Source organism: Curtobacterium sp. ODYSSEY 48 V2, from assembly GCF_023712625.1.
Classification (GTDB): Bacteria; Actinomycetota; Actinomycetes; order Actinomycetales; family Microbacteriaceae; genus Curtobacterium.
This window is the reverse complement of the sequence record NZ_JAMAXX010000004.1, coordinates 195,654-214,112: the sequence shown is the minus strand read 5'-3', so window position 1 is coordinate 214,112 and position 18,459 is coordinate 195,654. Positions and strand designations below refer to the sequence as shown.

Annotated in this window: 16 protein-coding genes; 2 read left to right on the top strand and 14 right to left on the bottom strand. The window is 72.5% G+C overall.

Going from position 1 to position 18,459, the window contains the following annotated elements; all coding sequences use genetic code 11:
* Positions 1-253 precede the first annotated feature (253 nt).
* The 3 genes from dnaG to dusB all read right to left on the bottom strand — a co-directional run bounded on the left by dnaG (position 254) and on the right by dusB (position 4,943).
* Positions 254-2,179 (bottom strand): DNA primase, encoded by a 1,926-nt coding sequence (gene dnaG / locus M3666_RS07990; protein ID WP_209683000.1) that lies wholly within the window; start codon positions 2,177-2,179, stop codon positions 254-256.
* A 305-nt stretch (positions 2,180-2,484) separates the two neighbouring features.
* Complete coding sequence (locus tag M3666_RS07985; RefSeq protein ID WP_066653914.1) at positions 2,485-3,774, bottom strand: deoxyguanosinetriphosphate triphosphohydrolase; 1,290 nt, start codon at positions 3,772-3,774, stop codon at positions 2,485-2,487.
* A complete protein-coding gene (dusB, locus tag M3666_RS07980; RefSeq protein WP_066653911.1) occupies positions 3,771-4,943 on the bottom strand; it encodes a tRNA dihydrouridine synthase DusB in 1,173 nt (390 codons plus the stop codon). Before dusB ends, M3666_RS07985 begins: the two co-directional genes overlap by 4 nt.
* Before the next feature lie 47 nt (positions 4,944-4,990).
* On the opposite strand from dusB, the gene M3666_RS07975 reads away from it, so the two are divergent.
* On the top strand, positions 4,991-5,473 hold the full coding sequence (locus M3666_RS07975) for an aminoacyl-tRNA deacylase (protein ID WP_066653909.1): 483 nt from the start codon (positions 4,991-4,993) through the stop codon (positions 5,471-5,473).
* Between the two features lie 8 nt (positions 5,474-5,481).
* On the opposite strand, the gene M3666_RS07970 is transcribed toward M3666_RS07975, so the two are convergent.
* From M3666_RS07970 to M3666_RS07955, 4 genes are all read right to left on the bottom strand, one after another.
* A complete protein-coding gene (locus tag M3666_RS07970; RefSeq protein ID WP_251154960.1) occupies positions 5,482-5,652 on the bottom strand; it encodes a hypothetical protein in 171 nt (56 codons plus the stop codon).
* Positions 5,649-6,383 carry a DsbA family protein gene (locus M3666_RS07965; RefSeq protein WP_066653907.1) on the bottom strand — a complete coding sequence of 245 codons (735 nt, stop codon included), beginning with the start codon at positions 6,381-6,383 and terminating at the stop codon, positions 5,649-5,651. Before M3666_RS07965 ends, M3666_RS07970 begins: the two co-directional genes overlap by 4 nt.
* Before the next feature lie 226 nt (positions 6,384-6,609).
* Positions 6,610-7,995 (bottom strand): glycine--tRNA ligase, encoded by a 1,386-nt coding sequence (locus tag M3666_RS07960; RefSeq protein WP_066653905.1) that lies wholly within the window; start codon positions 7,993-7,995, stop codon positions 6,610-6,612.
* Positions 7,996-8,108: 113 nt separating this feature from the next.
* Positions 8,109-9,158, bottom strand: a complete 1,050-nt coding sequence (locus tag M3666_RS07955; RefSeq protein ID WP_251154959.1) for an aminotransferase class V-fold PLP-dependent enzyme — start codon at positions 9,156-9,158, stop codon at positions 8,109-8,111.
* 70 nt (positions 9,159-9,228) lie between these two features.
* On the opposite strand from M3666_RS07955, the gene M3666_RS07950 reads away from it, so the two are divergent.
* A complete protein-coding gene (locus M3666_RS07950; RefSeq protein WP_251154958.1) occupies positions 9,229-10,140 on the top strand; it encodes a LysR family transcriptional regulator in 912 nt (303 codons plus the stop codon).
* A 107-nt stretch (positions 10,141-10,247) separates the two neighbouring features.
* Here M3666_RS07950 and M3666_RS07945 read toward each other — a convergent pair whose 3' ends face one another.
* From M3666_RS07945 to M3666_RS17050, 7 genes are all read right to left on the bottom strand, one after another.
* On the bottom strand, positions 10,248-11,054 hold the full coding sequence (locus M3666_RS07945; RefSeq protein ID WP_066653897.1) for an isoprenyl transferase: 807 nt from the start codon (positions 11,052-11,054) through the stop codon (positions 10,248-10,250).
* Entirely contained in the window at positions 11,051-11,884 is an 834-nt protein-coding gene (gene recO, locus M3666_RS07940) for a DNA repair protein RecO (RefSeq protein WP_066653894.1), read from the bottom strand. The genes M3666_RS07945 and recO overlap by 4 nt, the downstream gene beginning before the upstream one ends.
* A gap of 372 nt (positions 11,885-12,256) precedes the next feature.
* On the bottom strand, positions 12,257-14,026 hold the full coding sequence (leuA, locus tag M3666_RS07935) for a 2-isopropylmalate synthase (protein WP_251154957.1): 1,770 nt from the start codon (positions 14,024-14,026) through the stop codon (positions 12,257-12,259).
* Positions 14,027-14,225: 199 nt separating this feature from the next.
* Entirely contained in the window at positions 14,226-15,626 is a 1,401-nt protein-coding gene (locus M3666_RS07930) for an ABC transporter permease (protein ID WP_251154956.1), read from the bottom strand.
* Positions 15,623-16,375 carry an ABC transporter ATP-binding protein gene (locus M3666_RS07925; RefSeq protein WP_251154955.1) on the bottom strand — a complete coding sequence of 251 codons (753 nt, stop codon included), beginning with the start codon at positions 16,373-16,375 and terminating at the stop codon, positions 15,623-15,625. Before M3666_RS07925 ends, M3666_RS07930 begins: the two co-directional genes overlap by 4 nt.
* Positions 16,376-16,511: 136 nt before the next feature.
* The gene (locus tag M3666_RS07920; protein WP_066653881.1) at positions 16,512-17,201 is read right to left on the bottom strand and encodes a response regulator; all 690 of its coding nucleotides are present in this window, start codon (positions 17,199-17,201) and stop codon (positions 16,512-16,514) included.
* Positions 17,198-18,433 carry a sensor histidine kinase gene (locus M3666_RS17050; RefSeq protein ID WP_144411283.1) on the bottom strand — a complete coding sequence of 412 codons (1,236 nt, stop codon included), beginning with the start codon at positions 18,431-18,433 and terminating at the stop codon, positions 17,198-17,200. The genes M3666_RS07920 and M3666_RS17050 overlap by 4 nt, the downstream gene beginning before the upstream one ends.
* Positions 18,434-18,459 lie beyond the last annotated feature (26 nt).

Sequence of the window (18,459 nt, the reverse complement as noted above, 5' to 3'; positions counted from 1 at the left end):
TGCGGTGGATGACGCTCGCGCCCTGGTCGCGTGACCTGCCGCTCATTCCGGGTCGCGGCGGCGAGTCCTGCGACCAGATCGACCGCACGCGGCAGGTCGCGCGACCCTGGGGTCCAGCACGAGTGGTCGCGCGACCCTGGGGTCCAGCACGAGTGGCCGCGCGACCGTGCGGGCCAGCACGAGTGGTCGCGCGACCGAGCGGGCCAGCACGAGTGGCCGGGCGACGACGCGCTGCCGCCCCTCGCGGGACGGCTCAGCCCTGCGCTGCCGCCTCGGCGTCGGCGCGGAGGCGCATCCGCTGCGCGTCGATGTCGACGAGCTGGCGCTGGATCTCGGCGCGCCGGTCGGACTGCTCGTGCGGGTCGGCCCGCTGCAACTGCCCGAGCAGCGAGGCCTTGCGGGCGAGCAGGTCCCGCTCGACCAGTGCCACGACGATGCTCCGGGCGTAGAGCGCCAGGTCCTCGTCGGTGCGAGCCGGGATCGGTGCGAGTGCGAGCTCCTGCACGAGACCGCGGAACGGCGCCGGCACGTCCTGCAGCAACCGGTCGAGCCAGTCCCCCGCGCCGATCGAGTCGACGTTGGCGACCACGGCGTCCCGCACGACCGACAGCATCGGCGCCGAGAACGTCGCGCCGGCCGCGAGCCAGATGAGCGGTGCGCCCACGTACCCGGGCTGCTGCACCATCGCCATCACGGCGTCGCGCTCCATCCGGGTGATCGGGTCGTTCGGCAGCAGCCGCAGACCGGCCACGGGCTCCTCGGGCGGGGCGACCAGCTCACCACCGGGACCGGCCTGACCGACCGGCACCGGGCCTCCCGTCCGGTCGGTGCGCGCTGCGGACGCGCGCTGACGCGCCGAGTCGACCGCCCGCCGGACGTCCGGGATGTCCATGCCGAGCCACCCGGCGAGTTCGCGGACGTACCCCTGCGTGAGGGAGCGGTCGCGGATCCCGGCGAGGACCGGCGCGGCGGCCCGCAGTGCGCTGACCCGCCCCTCGACGGTCTCGAGGTCGTGGCCGTCGAGCGTCCGACGGATCATGAACTCGAACATCGGGCGCTTCGCGCTGACGAGCCGGCGGATCGCGTCGTCGCCCCGCGCGAGTCGGAGGTCGCACGGGTCGAGTCCGCCGGGAGCCACCGCGACGTAGGTCTGCGCGGCGAAGCGCTGCTCCTCGGCGAACGCCCGCGAGGCGGCACGCTGCCCGGCCTCGTCGGGGTCGAACGTGAAGACCACCTCGCCGTTGGCGTTCGGGTCGGCACCGCTGACGTCGCCGAGCATCGGCCGGAGGACCTTGATGTGGTCGACACCGAACGAGGTGCCGCACGTCGCGACGGCGGTCGTCACACCGGCGAGGTGGCACGCCATGACGTCGGTGTAGCCCTCGACGATCACGACCTGCTTGCCCTTGGAGATGTCCTTCCGGGCGAGGTCGAGCCCGTAGAGGACCTGGCTCTTGTGGTAGATCGGCGTCTCGGGGGTGTTGAGGTACTTCGGGCCCTTGTCGTCGTCGAGCAGTCGACGCGCGCCGAAGCCGATCGTCGCACCGGTCACGTCGCGGATCGGCCACACGAGGCGTCCGCGGAACCGGTCGTACGGCGAGCGGTCGCCCTGTCCGGCGAGTCCCGCCGCGAGGATCTCGTCCATCGAGAACCCACGGCCCCGCAGGTGCTCACGCGTGGCGTCGTACGACTGCGGCGCGAAACCCACGCCGAAGTGCTGTGCTGCGGCGGGGTCGAAGCCGCGCTCCCCGAGGAAGCGTCGCGCGGGCTCGGCAGCCGCCGAGGTGAGCTGCGACTGGTAGAACTCGAGCGCTGCCTCGTTCGCGGCGATCAGCCGCGCGCGCTGGTTGTAGTCGGTGCGCGGGCCGTCGCCCTCTTCGTAGTGGAGCGTGAAGCCGATCTTCGCGGCCATGCGCTCGACCGCTTCCTGGAACGTCGTGTGGTCCATCTTGATGATGAACTCGAAGACGTCGCCGTCCTCGCCGCACCCGAAGCAGTGGTACCGGCCGACCTGCGGCCGCACGTGGAACGACGGGGAGCGCTCGTCGTGGAACGGGCAGAGCCCCTTCAGCGAGCCGACGCCCGCCGACTTCAGCGTGACGTGGTCGCCGACGACGTCGGCGATGTTGACACGCGAGCGGACCTCGTCGATGTCGTTCCGCGCGATCCTGCCAGCCACCCCTCGATCCTAGTTCGTGCGGCCGGTGCCGGAGGACGGTCCGTGTCCGCCTGTGGAGAGCACGACGGCCGGGAGGCGCGGTGCACGATCAGCACGCGCCCCACCTCGGTCGGTGCGCACGTCGACACGCGCGGCGGCCGGGCAGGAGCCGCTCCGGTCCCACCGAGACGGCGCCGTCCGCACGAGACCGTGCCAGGTCGGCGAACCGGACCCAGATCCGGCGGCGTCTCGCCCTCACGGCGGCGTCTCGCACGGCGGCGTCCTACGCGGCGGCGTCCCGCACGCCGGCGTCCCGCACGCCGGCGTCAGACCGCGATGTGCGTCGTCTCCCGGTCCCCCACCACGAGTCGCTTGTGCCACGCCAGCGCCCCCTGGTCCGTCAGGCTCGCGACCTGGTCGACCACGGCCCGCAACCGCCCGGCGTCGTCGGACGCCGAACGCCAGTCCGCCGCGAAGCCCGGCTCGAGGTCCGCACTGCCCGTCGCCGCCAGGGCGTCGAGCAGCTCGGTGAGCACGCGACGCTGGTCCTCGTACACGGGCTGCCGGTCGCCGTGGGTCATGACGAACGCCGCGACGATGCCCTTGAGCACCGCGATCTCGCCGATGATCTCCGGCGGGGTGACGACCGAGGCCGCGAACCGCACGAGGGACCCGGACGCGTAGGACTCGCGCGTCGCCGCGGTCGCCGTCCGCGCGAACCGCCCGATGAGCTGCGAGGTGAGGTTCTTGAGCCGCGCCATGTCCCGCCGCGACCCGTCGTAGGACGTCATCCAGAGCGGCAGCGACCGGAGTCGGTCGAAGGCCTCGAGCAGTTCGTCACGACTGAGGTCCGACCCGACCCAGGCGTGCATCGCGGTGACGATGTCGTTCTCGCCGACCCGGTCGCCCAGGGCCGCGACGTCGATGAAGCCCGCGACGACGGCGTCCTCGAAGTCGTGCACCGAGTAGGCGATGTCGTCGGACAGGTCCATGACCTGCGCCTCGATGCACCGCTGCCGACGCGGAGCACCGCGCCGGAGCCACGCGAAGGCGTCGTGGTCGTCGTCGTAGAACCCGAACTTGGTGCGCCCCGACGATGCCTCGGCGACGCCCTGCGCCGCCGGCCACGGGTACTTGCAGCTCGCGTCGAGCGAGGCCCGGGTCAGGTTGAGCCCGTACGGGCGCTCGTCGTCGGGTCCGTCGCCGTAGACCTTCGGCTCGAGGCGGGTCAGCAGCCGCAGCGTCTGGGCGTTGCCCTCGAAGCCGCCGATGTCCGCCGCCCAGGCGTTCACGGCGGTCTCGCCGTTGTGCCCGAACGGCGGGTGCCCGATGTCGTGCGCCAGGCACGCGGTGTCGACGACGTCGGGGTCGAGCCCGAGGGAGTCGGCGAGCTCGCGCCCGACCTGCGCGACCTCGAGCGAGTGCGTCAGGCGGTTGCGGGCGAAGTCGAGTCCGGTGGTCGGGCTGAGCACCTGGGTCTTCGCGGCGAGGCGTCGGAGCGCGCTCGAGTGCAGCAGGCGGGCGCGGTCCCGGGCGAAGTCGGAGCGACGGTTGCCGTGGGTCTCGGGCAGCCAGCGTTCCGCGTCGGCCGGCCCGTACGAGGCGGTGGCGCTCATCCGCCGCTGTGGTGCAGCTCGGCGGCGGCGAGGACCTTGCGGAACTCGGCGTCCACGTCGCGCGACTCGAGCCAGCGGTCCGGCAGCGCCGTGCGCTTCGGGTGCCCGGCGCGGCCTCGCGGGCCCTCGACGTCCGCACCGGGGTACGGCGCCGACCAGTCGAGCTGCCCGAGCAGGTCGTCGATCTCCTGCAGGCTCGAGGCCATGGAGAGCGCCGAGCGGACGTCGCCGCCGATCGGGTACCCCTTGAAGTACCAGGAGACGTGCTTCCGGGCGTCGCGGCACCCGTGGTCCTCGGACCCGAAGAACTCGACGAGCAGCTCGGTGTGTCGACGGAAGGCGGTCGCGACGTCGCCGAGCGAGGGCATCGCGCGCACGTCCTCACCGCGGAACGCCGCCGCCAGGTCGCCGAACAGCCACGGCCGACCCAGGCATCCGCGGCCGACCACGACACCGTCGCAGCCGGTCTCGTCGACCATGCGCAGGGCGTCGGCGGCGGACCAGATGTCGCCGTTGCCGAGCACCGGGATGTCGGTGATCGTCTCCTTCAACGTGGCGATCGCGGACCAGTCCGCCTGCCCCGAGTAGTGCTCGTTCGCGGTGCGGGCGTGCAGCGAGATCGCGGCGACACCGGCGTCGCGGGCGATGCGTGCCGCGTCGAGGTAGGTCAGGTGGTCGGCGTCGATGCCCTTGCGCATCTTCACCGTGACCGGGACGTCGCCGGCGGCCTTGACCGTCTTCTCGACGAGGTCCTTGAAGAGGTCGGTCTTCCACGGCAGGGCCGCTCCCCCGCCCTTCCGCGTGACCTTCGGCACCGGACACCCGAAGTTGAGGTCGATGTGGTCGGCGCGGTCCTCGCCCACCAGGATCGTCGCCGCCTCGGCCACGGTGTTCGGCTCGACGCCGTACAGCTGGATGGACCGCGGCGTCTCCGACTCGTGGTGCTGGATGAGCTGCATCGACACCGGAGTCCGTTCGACCAGCGCCCGCGAGGTGATCATCTCGCAGACGTACAGTCCGGCGCCGTACTCGCGGCAGAGCCGGCGGTAGGCCATGTTCGTGATGCCCGCCATCGGCGCGAGCACGACCGGCGCCTCGACCTCGATGGGGCCGATGCGCAGGGGCTTCGCCGTGCGGGGCGCCGTGGTGGGCGCGTCGGTGATCGTCATACGTGCTCCATTCTCCCACGCGTGTCCGCGCCGGTAGCGTTCTCCACATGACCGACTCCGCGATCGCCCGGTTCGACGCCGACGCCGCCGCCCGAGGGCTCGCGGTGGACGTCGTCCAGCGCCCCGCCGCCGACTCCCTCGAGGGTGCCGCCGCCCTGCTCGGCATCGACCCGAGCGACATCGTGAAGACGCTCGTCGTCAAGCGTCACGACGGTGGCTTCCTGCTCGCGCTGGTGCCGGGCGGCCGCAGCATCGCCTGGAAGAAGCTCCGCACCGTCGTCGGCGTCAACAAGCTGTCGATGCCCGACGCAGCGACCGCGCTCGAGGCCTCGGGCTACGAGCGCGGCACGATCACGCCGATCGGCGCGACCGGCGACCTGCCGGTGTACGCCGACGAACGCGTCCTGGGCCGCCGCATCGCGCTCGGTGCCGGCCGGCACGGCGCGAGTGCCTTCGTCGACGGCGACGCGCTCGTCGCCGCCTACGACGCGACCGTCGCCGACATCACCGACGAGGAGCCCGTCCGCTAGCGGACGGCTCAGTCAGGGACCTCGGTCCAGTCGCCCTCGGCACCGGGGACGAAGCAACTGTCACCCTCGCAGACCGGCGCACCGCCGGGCGTGATGAGCGTGAGCAGGGCGGGTCGCGCCTCCCGGTCGTCGGCCTGGAGGCCCGGCTCGACCGGGCCGGTCGTCGTCACGCCGGTCACCGGGTCGCCTCCGCGTCCGCGGTCGCGTCGTCCGCGGCGCGCTGCTGCTGCGCCGCGAGCTCCTCGGGCGTCACGTCGCGGAGCGCGACGACCTGGCGGAGCACCTGCTCGAACGCCGCCGGGTCCTGTGCGCCGGAGACGCCGTACTTGCCGTCGATGACGAAGAACGGGACGCCGTTGATCCCGAACGCCTGCGCCTGGGCCTGGTCGGCCCGGACGGCGGCGAGCTGGGCGTCGTCGCGCAGGGTCGCCAGGACCTCGTCGCGGTCCAGACCGATCGAGGCGCCGAGGTCGGCCAGGGACTCGTCCTGTCCGACGTGCTCGCCGCGCTCGAAGTACGCGGTGAAGAGGCGCTCGACCATCTCGAGCTGCTTGCCGTGCTGCTTCGCCAGGTGGATGACCTGGTGCGCCTTGACGGTGTTCGTGTGGCGCAGTGCGTCGTAGTCGTAGTGCAGCCCGACGGACGAGGCGATGCCGGCGACCTGGTCGATCATCTGCTGTGCCTGCTGCACCGGCAGGCCCTTGTGCTGCGAGAGGAACTCGGCCTCGGTGCCCTCGAAGTCGACCGGGGTGTCCGGGCTCAGCTCGAACGAGTGGTACTCGACCTCGACCGGCTGGGCCTCGGGCGAGGAGGCGAACGCGGCGACGCCGGCCTCGAACTTCCGCTTGCCGATGTAGCACCAGGGGCATGCGATGTCCGACCAGACATCGACCTTCACAGACTCGTTCACACGAGGTGCAAGCCCGGCCCCTGCCCGCGCATTCCCGCGGTCACGACCCGCTCCTCGCGCACCGTGTCTCGTGCGCCGTGTCTCGTGCGCCGTGCACAACGAGAGGCACCCCGAACAACGGGATTCCGTGGTCCGGGGTGCTTTCGGTTGTGCAGCGGCAGGTCGCACCGGCGATCGCTGACCGCGGCAGCGGCAGCGGCAGGTGCTGCCGCAGCAGCCGCGCGCGCTACGCGCCGAGGAGGCGCTGCGCCAGGTAGCCCTGCAGCTGGTCGAGCGAGACGCGCTCCTGCGACATGGTGTCGCGCTCACGCACCGTGACCGCCTTGTCGTCGAGCGTGTCGAAGTCGACCGTGATGCAGAACGGCGTGCCGATCTCGTCGTGGCGACGGTAGCGACGACCGATCGCGCCGGCGTCGTCGAAGTCGACGTTCCAGTGCTTCCGCAGGTCGTCGGCGAGCCCGCGCGCCACCGGCGACAGCTGCTCGTTGCGGGACAGCGGGAGCACCGCGGCCTTGACCGGCGCCAGCCGCGGGTCGAGGCGCAGGACGGTGCGCTTGTCGACGCCGCCCTTCGCGTTCGGGGCCTCGTCCTCGTGGTACGCGTCGAGCAGGAACGCCATGAGCGCACGGGTGAGCCCGAACGACGGCTCGATGACGTAGGGCACGTACTTCTCGTTCGCGGCCTGGTCGAAGAAGCGCAGGTCCTTGCCCGACGACTCGATGTGGTTGTTCAGGTCGAAGTCGGTGCGGTTCGCGACGCCCATGAGCTCGCCCCACTCGGAGCCGGCGAACCCGAAGCGGTACTCGATGTCCGCGGTGGCGTCCGAGTAGTGCGCGCGCTCGCCGTCGGGCACGTCGAAGCGTCGCAGGTTCTCGGGGTCGATGCCGAGGTCGGTGAAGAACGCCACCGCGTCGGCGATCCACTGCTCGTAGTGGGTGTCGACGTCGGCCGGCGGCACGAAGTACTCGATCTCCATCTGCTCGAACTCGCGCGTGCGGAAGATGAAGTTGCCGGGCGTGATCTCGTTGCGGAACGCCTTGCCGACCTGGCCGATGCCGAACGGGGGCTTCATGCGGCTCGTCGTGACGACCTGCGCGAAGTCGACGAAGATGCCCTGCGCCGTCTCCGGGCGGAGGAAGTTCAGCCCTTCCTCGGACTCGACCGGGCCGAGGTAGGTCTTGAGCATGCCGGAGAACTCGCGCGGCTCGGTCCACTCACCGCGGGTGCCGCAGTTCGGGCACGGCACCTCGGCCATGCCGCCCTCGGGCGCTCGACCCTTCTTCGCCTCGAACGCCTCGAGCAGGTGGTCTTCGCGGAACCGGTGGTGGCAGTGCAGGCACTCGACGAGCGGGTCGGTGAAGGTGGCGACGTGACCCGAGGCCTCCCACACCTTGCGGGGCAGGATCACGGCGGAGTCGAGGCCGACCATGTCGCCGCGGCCGCGGACGAACCGCTGCCACCACTGGCGCTTGATGTTCTCCTTCAGCTCGACGCCGAGAGGCCCGTAGTCCCACGCGGAGCGGGATCCGCCGTAGATCTCCCCCGACTGGAAGACGAAGCCACGGCCCTTGGCCAGGGCGATGACGCTGTCGAGACGGGAGGACGGTGCCAAGAGGACTCCTGAGTTCGCCGGACTGGGTGCCCGGTGCGGGAACGGTACCGGGCAAGCGTACCGGCCCCGCGGCGACCGACGGACGCCGGTCGCGCACCCGTGGACGGCCCGGCTCACCCCGCGGGACGGAACCCCTCCGCCGCACCCAGCACCGCGACGACCCGGTCGACGTCGGCGTCGTCGTTCCACAGGTGGAAGGCCAGGCGCAGCCGGCCCGCCCGTCCGCTCGCCGTGACCCCCGCCGCGGACAGGGCGCGGAGGGCCGACCCGTCCGGGTCGGGGAAGGTCGTGATCGCCTGACCGGACCGGGGCGTCCCGAGCGCGTCGGCGAGCCGGTCCGTGCGGCCGGTGGCGTGCCTCCAGGCCGAACCGGCGTCGACGGACGCGAGGTGTCGCAGGGCGGCGACCGCCCCCGGCCACGCCTGCCATGCCGGGGACACGTCGAAACGGCGGGCGTCGTCGGCGAGCTGCATGGTCGGGCCGTAGCACGAGGACCAGACGTCCGCTCCCGCGTACCAGCCGGCCTGCACGGGGCGGACGCGCTCCAGCGCCGCGTCGGAGAACGTCGCGAAGGCGACGCCGCGCGGTGCGCACAACCACTTGTAGGCGTGCGTGACCGTGACGTCGAACGGCGCGGCGGACACCGGCAGGACGCCCGCGGCCTGGGTGAGGTCGCAGAGGGTGAGGGCACCGGCGGCGCGCGCCGCGTCGAGGACCGGGGCGGGGTCGGTCACCACGCCGGTGGCGGACTGCACGGCGGACCAGGCGACGAGCGCGGTGCCCGGGCGGACGGCGTCGGCGAGTCGCTCGAGCGGGACACTGCGGACCGTGACGCCGCGGTGCGCCTGGACGAGGAACGGGAAGACGACGGACGAGAAGTCGCCGTCGGGGACGACGACCTCGGCACCGTCCGGCAGTGACGCAGCGACGAGTGCCACCATCGCCGAGGTCTGCGACCCCGTCGCCACCCGTGCGGCGTCCACGCCGACGATGTCGGCGAAGAGCGCGCGGCCCTCCTCGACCAGGGCACCGTACGTCGCGGGCGAGGTCTCGGCGCGCGACCACGCATCGAGGTCCGACCGCTGTGCGGCGAGGGTGCCGAGCGTGGGGAGCCCGGCGGTGCAGGCGGCGAGGTAGCCCGATCCGTCGACGAAGGAGTCCATGCCCCCAGGCTCCGACGGCCAGCACCATCACGCCAGGGCAGGCTTCTTCGGGGACCCATAACATCGTGTTGTGGAGTCCATCGAACCGCAGCTGCTCCGGGTCCTGCTCGCCGTGCGTGACGGCGGGTCGATCAGCCGTGCGGCCGCGGCGCTCGGCTACAGCCAGCCCGCCGTCAGCCAGTTGCTCACACGCGCCGAACAGCGGCTCGGGCACGACCTCGTGCTCCGCGGCGGCCGCGGCGCGACCCTGACGGAGTCCGGGCGCGTCCTCGCCGACCACGCCCTGCACGTCGAGGCGGCCCTGGCCGCAGCACGAGAGGACCTCGACGCGGTCGGCGGTCTCGCCCGCGGGCGGGTGCGGCTCGCCGGCTTCCCGAGCGCGTCGTCGACCCTCGTGCCCCCGGTGCTCGCGGCGCTGGCGACGGACAGCCCCGGGGTGGTGACGTCGTACGTCGAGGCCGAGCCCCCCGAGGCCGTCGAACTGCTCCGGCGCGGCGAGGTCGACGTCGCCCTGACCTTCTCGCACGCACTGCAGGACGACTCCGCGAACGATCCGACCCTGACCACGCGCGTGCTCGGGCGCGATCCGCTCGCGCTCGTCACCGCCGCGGGTGCGGTGCCGACCGGGGACCGGGCAGCCGACCTCGCCGCGTTCCGGGACGCCCGGTGGATCGGCGGTTGTCCGCGGTGCCGCGGGCACCTGCTCGCGTCGTGCGCGGCGTCCGGGTTCACGCCGGAGATCGTGCTCGAGACCGACAACGCCGCGGCGGTCGTCGGGCTGGTCGCGGCCGGACTCGGCGTCGCGCTGCTGCCCCGGCTGGCGCTGTCGACCACCGTCGTGCCGTCCGGTGTGGCGGTCACGCCGGCCGACGACGCGCTGGCACGACGGGTCGAGGTCGTGGTCGCCCGCGGCGCGGACCGCGTGCCGAGCGTGCGGGCGGCGCTGGAGGCGGTCCGTGGGGTGGCGCACCTGCTCACGTGAGGCGCGGCGCGCTGTCCGTGGCACGGGTCTCGTGTCGGCACCGACGGCCGCCCGGCCGGCCACGGGTCGGACGGGAGGCCCGTGGCGGCGCCGCCACGGGCCTCCCGTCAGGCGGTCGGTGCGTCCACCGCGCCGCCGTAGCGTCGGTCGCGGCGCGCGTACTCCTCGATCGCTCCCCACAGGTCGGTGCGGCGGAAGTCCGGCCAGAGCTGGTCGAGGAACACCATCTCCGCGTACGCGGACTGCCACAGCATGAAGTTCGACGTTCGCTGCTCGCCCGAGCTCCGCAGGAACAGGTCCACGTCGGGCAGCTCGGGCACGTAGAGCCGCTTCGCCAGGGCCTTCTCCGTCACCTGGCTCGGCTTCATCCGACCGGCGGCGACGTCCTCGGCCATGCCCCGGACCGCGTCGACGATCTCGTTCCGCCCGCCGTAGTTGACGCACATCGTGAGGGTGCAGACGTCGTTGTCGGCGGTCATCCGCTCCGCGGTCTGCAGCTCGTCGACGACGCTCCGCCAGAGCCGGGGTCGCCGGCCCGCCCACCGCACCCGGACACCCCACGCGTGCAGCTGGTCGCGACGGCGGTGGATGACCTCGCGGTTGAAGCCCATCAGGAAGCGGACCTCGTCCGGCGACCGCTTCCAGTTCTCGGTCGAGAACGCGTACGCCGACACGTGCTTGACGCCGATCTGGATCGCGCCGGCGACGACGTCGAGCAGCGAGGCCTCGCCGGCCTTGTGCCCCTCGACCCGCGTCAGGCCGCGCTGGTTCGCCCAGCGGCCGTTGCCGTCCATGACGATCGCCACGTGCTCCGGGACGAACTGCGCCGGGATCGCCGGCGGCTGCTCCCCCGTCCAGTCGACGGGTCGCAGTCCCTCGGACACGGCTTCGGACGCGGACCGGCGTGGGCTCATGCAGGTGTTCCTTCGTGATCGGACGTGACGGGCACGGCGGGCGCCGGGGTGGCGGCCACGGCTGCCGGAACCCCACCGGGGGTCGGTGCGACCGGAGCGGGGTGTTCACTGCGGTCCACGTGGGGCAGTGACCGGAGCGATCGTTCCAGGTGCCACTGGGCGTAGGCCGCCACCACGCCGGAGGCCCGCGACCGCGTCCGCTCGTCGGAGGCGTCGACGGTCGACCAGTCCCCGGCGAGCAGTGCCCCGAGCAGGCCGAGCGTGTCGGTGTCGAGCCGGGGCGTCCCGGGCGGCGCTGCACGGTCCGCCACCACCCCGCCGAGCTGCACGACGAAGGCGGTGTGCGGCCCGGGCTCCCCCGTCACCGCACAGTCACCGAACGACGGCGCCCACCCCGCGATGCTCATCGCCCGGAGCAGGTACGAGTCGAGCGTGGCGCTGACGACGTGCTCGTGCCTGGACAGTGAGCGCAGGGCACCGACGAGCAGCAGGTACTGCTGGAGCCCGGCGTCCGCCTCGCTCAACCGGTCCGCCGTCTCGACCATGGCGCTGGCCGCCGTGTAGGCGCCGTAGTCGGTGACGATCTGGGCGCCGTACGAGCCGAGGCTCTCGGCCTGGGTGACGATGTCGAGCGACCGACCCTCGTAGAACTGCGCGTCGACGACCATGAACGGCTCGAGTCGCGACCCGAACTTCGACGCCGTGCGCCGTACCCCCTTGGCCACCGCCCGGATCTTGCCGTGCTGCCGGCTCAGCATGGTGACGATGCGGTCGGCCTCGCCGAGCTTGTGGGTGCGCAGCACGACGCACTCGTCCCGGTACAGCGGCATTGCCCCAGTATCCCCCGCGGCGCCGACAGCGGGTGCCGGCGGAGCGGCCGGCGCGGAGCGCGGCGCGGCGTCGCCCGAGCGGCGAGCGCGGAGCGCCGAGCGCCGAGCGCCGAGCGGGCAGGACATGCCGTCTGAGTTCCGTCCGGCGGGCAGATCCCGTCGCCGGACGACGCCGAGCGTGACCGAACCCGCCCGCTCGACGCACCGCCGTCGACGGACGGCACCGAGCGTGACCGAATCCGCCCGCTCGACGCACCGCCGTCGACGGACGACGCCGAGCGTGACGGGATCCGCCCGGTCGACGACGCGTCCACAGACGGGAGGCGCGGTGCGGGACGGACCCGCACCGCGCCTCCCGAGAGCGCTGGCGTCCTACGCCGTGACCAGCTCCGGCGTCCCGGTCGCGGCTCCGGCGCGTACGGCCCGGTTCACCGCGGAGACGATCGCCTTGAGCGAGGCGGTCGCGATGTCGGCGTCGATCCCGACGCCCCACAGCCGGGTGCCGTCCACGTCGAGCTCGACGTAGGCGGCGGCCTTCGCGTCACCCGAGGCGCTCATCGTGTGCTCGGAGTAGTCGTACAGCGTGACCGCGACGCCCTGCTCCCGCATGACGGTGAGGAACGCGTCGACCGGACCGGTGCCGACTGCATCGGCGGCGACGGACCCCTCGTCGACACGCATCGCGACGTGGAGCTCCGTGGTGCCGTCGAAGTCGCTCGACGTCGCCGTCTTCGTGATCTCGTACCGGCCCCACTTGTCCGACTCGTCGTCGGCGGGCAGGTACTCGTCGCGGAACAGGTCCCAGATCCGGTCGGACGAGAACTCGCCGCCCTCGGTGTCGGTGCGCTGCTGCACCACGCCGGAGAACTCGATCTGCAGCTTGCGGGGCAGGTCGATCGCGTGGTCGGTCTTGAGCAGGTACGCGACGCCGCCCTTGCCGGACTGCGAGTTGACGCGGATGACGGCCTCGTACGAGCGGCCGATGTCCTTCGGGTCGACGGGCAGGTACGGCACCGCCCAGGCGATGTCGTCGACGGACTTCCCCGCGGCGGTGGCCTTGGCCTGCATCGCCTCGAAGCCCTTGTTGATGGCGTCCTGGTGCGAACCGCTGAACGCCGTGTAGACCAGGTCGCCGGCCCAGGGCTGCCGCTCGGGCACCGGCAGCTGGTTGCAGTACTCGACGGTGCGCTTGACCTGGTCGATGTCCGAGAAGTCGACCTCGGGGTCGATGCCCTGCGTGAACAGGTTCATGCCGAGGGCGACGAGGTCCACGTTGCCGGTGCGCTCGCCGTTGCCGAACAAGCACCCCTCGATGCGGTCCGCCCCGGCCATGTAGCCGAGCTCGGCGGCGGCGACGGCGGTGCCGCGGTCGTTGTGCGGGTGCAGCGACAGGATGACGTCCTCGCGGTGGTCGAGGTTGCGCGACATCCACTCGATCGAGTCGGCGTAGACGTTGGGCGTGGCCATCTCGACCGTCGCCGGGAGGTTGATGATCACCTTGCGGTCGGGGGTCGGCTCGAAGACCTCCAGCACGGCGTTGCAGATCTGCGCTGCGACCTCGAGCTCGGTGCCCGTGTAGGACTCCGGCGAGTACTCGTAGAACACCTGCGTGCCGTGCTGCAACCGGGCCTCGGCCGCCTTGCACATCCGGGCGCCCGCGACGGCGATGTCGACGACGCCCTGCACGTCGGTGCGGAAGACGACCTCGCGCTGGACGATGGACGTCGAGTTGTAGAGGTGCACGATGGCCTGCTTCGCCCCGTCGATCGCCTCGTACGTGCGGTCGATGAGGTGCTCACGCGCCTGGGTCAGCACCTGGATCGTGACGTCGTCCGGGATCGCGCCGTCCTCGATGAGCGACCGGACGAAGTCGAAGTCGGTCTGCGATGCGCTCGGGAAGCCGACCTCGATCTCCTTGTAGCCCATCCGGACGAGCAGGTCGAACATGGCCCGCTTGCGCTCGGAGTCCATCGGGTCGATCAGGGCCTGGTTGCCGTCGCGGAGGTCCACGGCGCACCACCGAGGCGCCCGGTCGATGCGCTTCGTCGGCCAGGTGCGGTCGGGCAGGTCGACGCGGATCTGCTCGTGGAAGGGAACGTACTTGTGGATCGGCATCCCGGAGGGGCGCTGGGTGTTCTGCATGGTCGTCGCTTTCGTCGTCTCGCCGGCATCGGCGCTGTGGGGGGCCACGACGGACTCCGCGACGAGGTGGGCCGTGTGTCAGGCCTCGTCGCGGCAGCGAAGGAGGAGGAGCGCCGAGTACATCGCTGCCACCGTAGCACTGGTACACCAGCGCGGTGCAAGTGGATGACGTCCCGGACGCTCCTCCCGACCCGTGCGATCAGTCGACGGCGAGCGCCTCGGTCGGCGACACCCGCATGGCCCGCCGGACCGGTGCGACCGTGGCGACGACCGCGAGCACGAGGGCCCCCACCACCACGACCGCGACGGTCAGCGGCGGCAGCACGGGCGTGACGACCGTCCCGAGCGAGCCGAGCATCGTCTGCCCGCCGACCCAGCCGTACAGGGTGCCGAGGACGAGTCCGGTGACGACCGCGGCGACGACCATCTGCACGGCCTCGGTCACGATCATGCGTCGGACCTGCGCTCCGGTCAGCCCGAGGACGCGCAGCAGGCCGAGCTCACGACGACGCTGGAGCACGCCGAGCGCGAGGGCGTTCACGACGCCGACCGCGGCGATCACCGCGGAGAACCCGACGATCACGCTCACGACGGCGTTCAGCTGCACGAAGAAGTCCCGCTGCGCCTGGACCGCGTCCGCCGGCAGGGAACCGTCGCCCATCGCCGCCATCTGGGTCTCGACCACGTGCTGCATGATCCCGAGCGCGACCGCGAAGGTGACGAGCAGGGTCACGCCGATGACGAGCCCGATGGTGGCCCGTGACGACCGGCCCGGAGCCCGCATCGCGTTGCGACCGGCGAGCAGGACGACCGGGTCACGGGACCCGATCCGACCGATGAACTGCAGGACCGGGGGCATCACGATCGTCGCGCCGACCGCGACCCCGGCGAAGGAGACGAACCCGCCGAGGGCCGCCGGCAGGACGGCCGCGGGCGTGGCGGGGCTGAGGACCAGACCGAGCACCATCAGCAGCGCACCGACCGTCATGAGCAGGACCGCCCAGACCGTCCGCGCCCGGCCCGACCGGACGTCGGCGTGGCTCGGCTCGACGGTCGATGACAGCGCCTGCAGCGGCGTGACCGTCAGCACCCGGCGGGACCCGGCCGCGAACGCGCCCCAGGTCGCCAGGACCACGGCGACGAGCGGCAGCACGAGTTCCCACGGGACGAGCGTGTAGGTGGTGTCGGGGATAAAGCCGGTGCTCCGCAGGACCGCGACGAAGCATGCGGCCAGCCCGGTGCCGACGACGGTGCCCACCGCGCCGCCCACGGCACCGACGACGAGGCCGGTGCGGGTCGTCCGGGCACGCAGGGTGGCGCCCGTCGCCCCGATCAACCGCTGGAGTGCGATCGTGCGGGTCTGCCCCGCGATGATCGTGGCGCAGGTGTTCGCCGTCACGATCGCACCGACGTAGAGGGCGATGCCGAGGAAGAGCCACCCGACGACGGACAGGATCGCCCGGACGGGTGCGAGGCCGTCGAGACCCGCGGCAGCCATCGCCTGGGTCACGATGCCGGGAGCGATGACGAGGGCGGACCCGAACGTCGTGCCGAGGGCTGCGACGAGGACCGTCGGGGCGAACGTGCGCAGGCCGGTCACGCGGCTGCCTCCATCCCGAGCATCGTCGCCGAGATCTCGGCGGCGGTCATCGACGGGCGGTCGTCCACGATCCGCCCGTCGGCGAGGAAGAGGATGCGGTCCGCGTTCGCGGCGGCCGTCGGGTCGTGCGTCACCATGACGACGCTCTGCCCCCACTCCTGCACGGCGCCGCGGAGGATCGCGAGGACGTCACGCCCGGTGCGCGAGTCGAGGGCGCCCGTCGGCTCGTCCGCGACCACCACGGCGGGACGCGACGCGAGCGCACGCGCGATCGCGACGCGCTGCTGCTGTCCGCCGGAGAGTTGGTGCGGCCGGTGGGTCAGACGGTCACCCAGGCCGAGCAGGTCGACGAGCCGGTCGATCCACGCCGACTCGTCCCGGCTCGGCTGGTGCCCACCGAGCAGGAACGGCAGCCGGATGTTCTCCCGCACGTCGAGCGTCGGGACGAGGTTGAAGGACTGGAACACGAACCCGAGCCGGCGACGGCGCAGTTCGGTGAGCTCGCGGTCCCCGAGGCCGGTGATGTCGACCCCGTCGATCGTGATCCGCCCGGTGCTCACCGCGTCGAGCCCCGCGGCGACGTGCATGAGCGTCGACTTGCCGGAGCCCGACGGCCCCATCACGGCGGTGAACTCCCCCGCCCCGATGTCGACGCTGACGTCGTCGAGCGCGGTGACGCGGCGGGCGGCGTCGCCGTAGTGCTTGGACACGTGGTCGAGCCGGATGATCGGGGTGTGGTTGGTGGTCATGCTCCGAGCCTGGCGGCCGGGAGGCGCGTCCCGCGTCCGTCGCGCGGCTCCTGTGGATGGTCCGCTCGGCTCGACGTGCTGTGGAGGGGTCATCCTGTCGGATGACAGCGGGTCGCTCCGCCGGTCGACGCCGGGGTCAGTCGGCCCTGGGCACCAGCCCGTGCTCGTGCGCGAACACGACGAGCCGGACGCGGTCCCGCAGGTCGAGCTTGCTGAGCACGCGCGAGATGTGCGTCTTCACCGTCGCCTCGCTGACGTACTCGTGCTGGGCGATCTCGCTGTTGCTGTACCCGCGTGCCGCGAGGTCGAAGATCTCCCGCTCACGGGGCGTCAGCTCGGCGAAGGCGGCGGGCACCGCGGCGGCCTGGGCCGCGCCGTCGTCGTACCGGCGGAGGAGCTCGCGGGTGGCGGAGGCGGCGAACACGGCGGTGCCGGCGTGCACGGTCCGGACCGCGGCGAGCAGGAACTCCGGGTCGGCGTCCTTGAGCACGAAGCCGCTCGCGCCCGCCCGGATCGCCTTCGCGGCAGCCTCGTCGAAGTCGAAGGTGGTGAGCACGAGCACCTTCGCGGCGTCTGCCCCGCCCTGCTCGACGATCCGTGCGGTCGCGGTGATCCCGTCCATCACGGGCATCCGGACGTCCATGAGCACCACGTCCGCCCCGGTGCGCCGCACGAGCTCGGCGCCCTCGGCCCCGTCGCCGGCCTCACCGACGAACTGCAGGTCGGGCTGTGAATCGATGAGCATCCGGATCCCGGTGCGGAAGAGCGCCTGGTCGTCGACGAGGGCGACCCGGATCGGGCCACCGGTCGGCTGGGACGTGGTCATCTGGTGCGCTCCTGCTCCATCTGGGTGATGCGGCCGCGGGGGAACTGGCCGCTCGCGGGGACCGCGGGCATGCGCACGGCCACCACGAAGTCGTCACCGCGGTGCCCGGCCGTCATCGACCCCCCGGTCATCGTGACACGCTCGCGCATGCCGACCAGTCCGTGCCCGGTGCCGGGGCCGCTGGAGCCGTCGTCGGCGCGCCGGTTCACGACGGTGATCTCGACGGTGTCGGGACGGTAGGTCAGCGCGGTGTGGACCGGTGTCCCGCTCTCCCCGTGCTTCCACGCGTTCGTCAGGCTCTCCTGGACGATCCGGTACACGGCGAGCTGGGTCGTCGTGGGCAGACCGGTCGGGTCGCCTTCCCGGTCCACACGGACGTCGAGGCCGACCTCGCGCATCTCGGCCACGAGCACCTCGAGGTCGGCTGCCTCGGGCGTCGGGGCGGTCCCCTGCTCGTGCCGCAGGGCGCCGAGCAGCTCGCGGACGTCACCGAGGGCACTGCGAGCGGTGCTCGAGATGGTCTCGAGCGCCTGGTCCGCGATCGCGGGGTCGGTCTTGGCGGCGTAGCGTGCCCCGTCCGCCTGGGCGATGACGACAGCCAGCGAGTGCGCGACGATGTCGTGCATGTCGCGGGCGATCCGCACCCGCTCCTGCTCGACCGCGACCGCACGGTCGGCGCGTGCGGCATCCCGTTCGGCGACCAGCTGGGCCTCCCGGCTCATGCTCGCGGACCGGCGGGCGCGGCGGACGAGTCCGGCGAGCCACGGCAGCAGGAGCAGCAGCAGGACGCCGGCGAACGTCGCGAGCACGACCTGCAGGGTCTCGAGCGTGGGCGACGAGGCGGTCTCGATGCCGGAGCGGCGCTGGTGGTCGTACAGCCCGACGTACGCCGCCGCGACCGCGGATCCGCCGATGGCCGAGACCAGGCCGGCGATGCGGACGCGCTTGCTGCCGTAGGCGCTCGTGGTGAAGAGCACGCCGGCGAGCAGCGCGTTCGAGTAGTCCGGCACCTGCATGGTCACCATCTCGAAGACGGCGATCACCCACGAGAGTGCGAGCGACAGCCCCGGCGACAGGCGACGGATCGCGAGGGCGATGCTCAGTCCGACCACCGTCACCAGCCAGAGGGACGGCAGGTCGGCGGACGCACGCAGGAGCGTCAGCAGCCCGCCGAGCAGCACCGCTGTGGTGACGTCGGTGACGAGCTGCGCGCGCAGCAGGGGGCGGAACACCACCCCACGGTACGACGCGGCCGGAG